The 5,220-nt window shown below is 44.2% G+C and carries 4 protein-coding genes; all 4 read right to left on the bottom strand.

The annotated features are described in order from the left end of the window. Positions 1 to 208: 208 nt before the first annotated feature. A complete protein-coding gene (locus tag VL121_RS21580; RefSeq protein WP_325408690.1) occupies positions 209 to 1,906 on the bottom strand; it encodes a hypothetical protein in 1,698 nt (565 codons plus the stop codon). A 136-nt stretch (positions 1,907 to 2,042) separates the two neighbouring features. Next, a complete protein-coding gene (gene dapA, locus VL121_RS21575) occupies positions 2,043 to 2,939 on the bottom strand; it encodes a 4-hydroxy-tetrahydrodipicolinate synthase (RefSeq protein ID WP_325408689.1) in 897 nt (298 codons plus the stop codon). A gap of 105 nt (positions 2,940 to 3,044) precedes the next feature. Next, a complete protein-coding gene (locus tag VL121_RS21570) occupies positions 3,045 to 4,025 on the bottom strand; it encodes an acetyl-CoA carboxylase carboxyltransferase subunit alpha (RefSeq protein ID WP_325408688.1) in 981 nt (326 codons plus the stop codon). 256 nt (positions 4,026 to 4,281) lie between these two features. After that, positions 4,282 to 5,220: LVIVD repeat-containing protein (locus VL121_RS21565; protein ID WP_325408687.1), on the bottom strand; the 939-nt coding region annotated here is incomplete at its 5' end.

The following is a 5,220-nucleotide window of genomic DNA, read 5'->3' as shown; positions in this document are numbered from 1 at the left end:
AGTTGTTACAAATTGCGAAACTTATTGTTATCGCACTATAAAACTAACCTGCCTTTCGCAGGCAGGATTGGCGGCGCAGCATTTTTGGTGCTGCATGACCGCAACAACTGCACTATGCTTTTCTTACATAATTACTTCATACAGCCCACCGCACTCAACTAAAAACCTCCATGCAACTTTGTGGCTTCGTGCCTTTGTGGCTCAAATACTAAAACTCAAACTCCCTTTTTACAATATTCCAGCGTACGCCTGCGGTAAAGAAAAATTCATTTCTTTTCGGTTGCGCCTGTACGTTATAATTGCGTTGTGCTATGTTCAGATCAATATAGAGGTTTTGCAATAGCTCGTAGGAGGCGGAAAAAGAGGCAAGCAATTGTTTTGCCGGGATACCTGTTCCAATATGAAAGCCATAATCCCGCGGGCGGGTAAGATAGCTTCTGAAAAGATTATTTCCCATGTTAACACCCATGGAGTCCAGTCCCTGTTTATAATACATTACTTTGCCGGTAAGGTAAAGCCGGGGAATGGGCTGGTATTTAAGCACGGCAATATATTCGCCAAAGTTAGCGCCCAAAGGATGCGCCAGCTCTTTATTATAATGAACAAAAGCGGTATTGCTGTCGTTATGCGTATACATGAACGGGCGCACGAGGTTCATTTCCACCTGCATATCTAAGTTCTTTATACCCGCTACGTCAATGTATTTTGCGCCCAGTTGCAGCGCCTGTTTATTCATCCAGCTACCGCGGCCGTAATTCCTGATCTCTTTAAACACAAATTCACTAATCGCTAATTGTCCGTATAACTGCGTGCGTTTAAGCAGGTTGGCTTTGAAATCTATACCCACTGTAGCTTTCGACCCACCACTGCCTAACTGCATTTCTATAGCCCGGTAAAAAATAACCGGATTGAGATAGCTGAGCTCAAAACCATTTCTGCCGTTGTATACCACGTTTTCGTATACGCCAACATTCAGCCATTTGGTTAACTGCACACTTAAATGATGGAAAGCCATATAGTTTTTATACCGTATGGTATCCCTGTTGGGTACAGGATTAAAAGGGGCAATAATTTCGGCGTATATACTTTTGTAGCTGAATTTACGCAACTGCACATCCATTTGCAGGTACAGGAAATTATTGCTGAAATCGCTGAGCAATAAGCTGCGGTAGCCATTTCCAATAAAAAGCTTATCGTACCCGAACCGGAAATTAATGTATTTGGAAGCCGCGAAATCAATACCGCCGCGGGCGTCAAAATAATCATAGCTATCACTGCCCATCATTTTATAATACCCCGCATTGGGCACTCCCCGGTGTTTGGTAACATATTGCTGCACAAAAAGCGGATCTCTTTCCTGGTTTTCGGTGAGGTAAGTATAAAAACCAATCTTCCTGCCAATATTCCCCCGCATGGTAAATCCGCGGGTATTTACATACAATGCCTGGTCTGCTTCCGATGATTTACCTGCCTGCAGATTCAATACGGGATCAATAATTAAAGAAAAATCGCCGGAATGCGTTTCGTATAAATGGGCTGGCGTTTTAAAAAAAGTATTCCATATGGGTTTGCGTACGTGAAAAGATTCACCCCGGTCTTTCGTCCAGTCGGAATTGTTCATCAGCAGGCTTTGTATATTGTAACGGTCTGCAGAAGAAAGCTCAGCAGGCAATTCACCTGCCTGGTCTAAAGAATCAAGCAGGGCTATCCGTTCCGTATACACTTTCCTGTTGTAAGGCTTGATCGTGGAAAAAGAAAGAACAGAATCATTTTGCAGCTTTATATCCAGCCTGTCAAGCAATTGATATTGCTTGTCGCCTAAGCTGATCCTGTCTGACTGGGCAAAAGCAGTGGCAGATAATGCCGCTAAAATAAGGAGGAGTGGCAGTGTTTTTATTAATTGCATTTGAGGTGTGTCTTTGATATTCTGACAAATAAATAAGATGCTTATAGCGGCGCTGGCGCTGAAAGTTATAACGGTTAAAGCAACGCTATAGTTTGCGCCTTATTAAAATATATCTTTACAAAAAGGCACAGCTACCCTAACGCAGCGTGGTATCCGCTTCCAGCAAATGTTTTGCTTTTTGATGCAGCGCTTCACTCAAAGGCGTAACAGGCAAACGCAGTACATTCCTGATCAATCCGAGGTGAAACAAAAACGATTTAACGCCCGCAGGATTGTTTTCCGTAAAAAGTAATTCGTAGGTTTCGAGCATGGCATCGTTAAGCGCTTTTGCTTCCTGCAATTTTCCGGCTAAGGCCAGGCGTACCATATCGGAAAACTTGCGGGGCATACTGTTGGCAATTACGCTGATCAGCCCGTCCATGCCGCAGGCTAATTGTGGTAAGGCAAGGGTATCATCTCCACTGCATACCAAAAAGTCATCCGGTCTGTCTTTGAGCAACTGCATGCTTTGCAGCATATCGCCTGCCGCGTCTTTTATACCGGCAATACGAGGTACTTCCTTAGCGAGACGAATAGTGGTTGCCGCGGAAAGGTTACGCCCTGTTCTGCCCGGCACATTATATAATATAACAGGTTTAGGCGAGGCTTCGGCTACCGCTTTATAATGCTGGAATAATCCTTCCTGTGAAGGTTTACTGTAATAAGGACTAACGCTTAATACCGCAGCCGCTTCATCCAAAGGAAATGTTTTTAATTCCTGCACGGTTTCAGCCGTATTATTTCCGCCAATGCCAACTACTACAGGCACGCGGCGGGCTACTTTCGCAAATGTATGTGCTACTATATTTTTCTTCTCTTCTTTACTGATCGTTGGGGCTTCCCCTGTTGTACCCATGCTCACAATATATTCCACGCCATTGTTGATCATGTGATCAATCATTACATCTAATGCCTTGTAATCAATGCTAAAATCATTTTGAAATGGGGTGATTAATGCTACACCGGTTCCTCTGAGTTGTTTTCTTAGTGACATGCTGCTTTCTTTACTGCTGGTATATAGTTGTTGGTTACAGGTTCCAGGGTGTTCCTCCCTGGCATACGTTTATCTATTCTTTACCGGTGGTTTTAAAATTACCGGTTACACCGGAACTTCTTCCCAGAAACCCATTTTGCTGTACTTTTCAATGCGTTGCTGTACGCGTACCGCCGGGTCAATGGATTGCAATTCTTTTATGAGCGGAATCAGGTGTGATTTAAGCGATTGAGATGTTGCTTCATAATCCCAGTGCGCGCCTCCGTATGGTTCGGGAATCACTTCGTCTACCAGTCCAAAACCTTTCATATCGGTAGAGGTTAATTTTAGTTGTTCCGCTGCCACTTCTTTTTTCTCCCAACTGCGCCATAAAATAGAGCTGCAGTTTTCGGGCGATATAACCGTGTACCAGGTATTTTGCAGCATCAGCACCCTGTCGCCCACACCTATGCCCAATGCGCCACCACTGGCGCCTTCACCAATTATAACGCATATTACCGGCACCTTCAGGCGCATCATTTCATAAATATTACGGGCAATTGCCTCTCCCTGTCCGCGCTCTTCCGCTTCCGCACCGGGAAATGCGCCCGGCGTATCAATGAGCGTAACAACGGGTTTATTGAATTTTTCAGCCAGTCGCATCAGCCGCAATGCCTTACGGTACCCTTCGGGGTTAGCCATACCAAAGTTGCGCAGTTGCCGCATTTTGGTATTGATGCCTTTCTGGTGACCAATGATCATTACCGTTTGACCATCTAACTGACCAAAACCTCCCACTATTGCCTTATCATCCCTTACATTCCTGTCGCCATACAATTCCATGTAATTGGTACACATTCGTTTGATATAGGCGTGGGTATAGGGGCGGTCGGGATGGCGGCTTAACTGCACCTGTTGCCAGGGCGTAAGATGCTGTGTGATTTCCCTGCGTTTTTCAAGAATAGATTGCTCCAGTTGCTGTATGGTATCCGTATAATCCATTTTTGGATTTTTTTCGGCCATTTGTTTCAACTGCGCTACCTGGTCAAATAATTCTTTAACCGGCTTTTCAAATTCCAGGAACTGTCTTTGTCTAAATTGGGGCATAAGCTGTTTAATATGCGGACGGCAAAAATAATATTTAATGGGGAAACCTCCACAGAATTAAATATTCAGTAAAAAGGCTGTAAAAAGGACGAATTATCCAACGCAGTGTCGCGATGGGGTTTCCGCAGCAGGGCAAGTGTGAGAAGGGGAACCCCGGCGCAACTTAGTGGTTTTCGCAGAAACCAAACAAATCCGCGGAGATGCCACGCAATTATCGGGCAAACAGGAATATAGAGGGTCTGTTTAACACGCCTGACTATTTTTTCAACGAATAAAAGCTCAGTAAGCGGATATTACTCAGATCGCTGTAATCGTATTGATACAAACCATTTTTGCCAACAATCATCGCTCTTTTATTGGCTGCAATTACATCATACGGCTCATCGCTCTCCATTTGTTGGAGCTGCTTTAGCGCATTCGGGTTTGATGCATCGTATAATCTTACACCGCTTGTACCATCACATACAAAAAGCAGGTTGCCGCCTTTAGTGAGACCGGTTGGTCCGGTAAGCGGATACGTTTTTACCAGTACAGGGTTCATAATATCTTTTACATCTACAATATTCAGCTCATTGTCATTTCCTCCACAGGAAGTGCCGCCACGCAACGTAACATATGCATACGCACCATCAGTTACTACAGGATCACAGGCACGGCCATGCGAAAAAGTACCCAATTGCACAGGAGATGTGGGATTGGCAAGATCATACATAAACATACCTGAAGAAGAACCAAGAAACAACTTGTCTTCAAAAGGATAAATGGTTTCCAGGTCAAAACCTGCATAGAAAGTGGTATCTAACCGCGGCGTGGCGGCTGTGGTAATATCCACAATGCCTACACTGTGCGGTTCTCTTATGGCATACAGGTAATTATTCATTAATACCATGCTTGCCATGGAGCCGGCAGTGCCGTTACCATTAGACTTTGCACCACCGGAGCTGGCGGTATTTAACGCAAACATATCACCACCCGTCTCATAATATCTATCCGTAAATGCTACAACGGTATCTTTTTTAATCCACGCTACCGCTATGTATTTATCATCAATATTTGAACCATAACCATACATCCAGCCCATAAAAAAATTAGCCATCCGGCTGGTAATAGTAAGATGCTTTGGATTGCTGATGTCTATTGCGAGTAAATCGTTATACATGTCGGCATACAGGATATTGCCTTTTACCGCTATATC

This window comes from Agriterribacter sp. (assembly GCF_035497235.1).
Classification (GTDB): Bacteria; Bacteroidota; Bacteroidia; order Chitinophagales; family Chitinophagaceae; genus Agriterribacter.
Note: the sequence above shows the minus strand (reverse complement) of the source record. Positions and strands in the feature narration are given on the sequence as shown.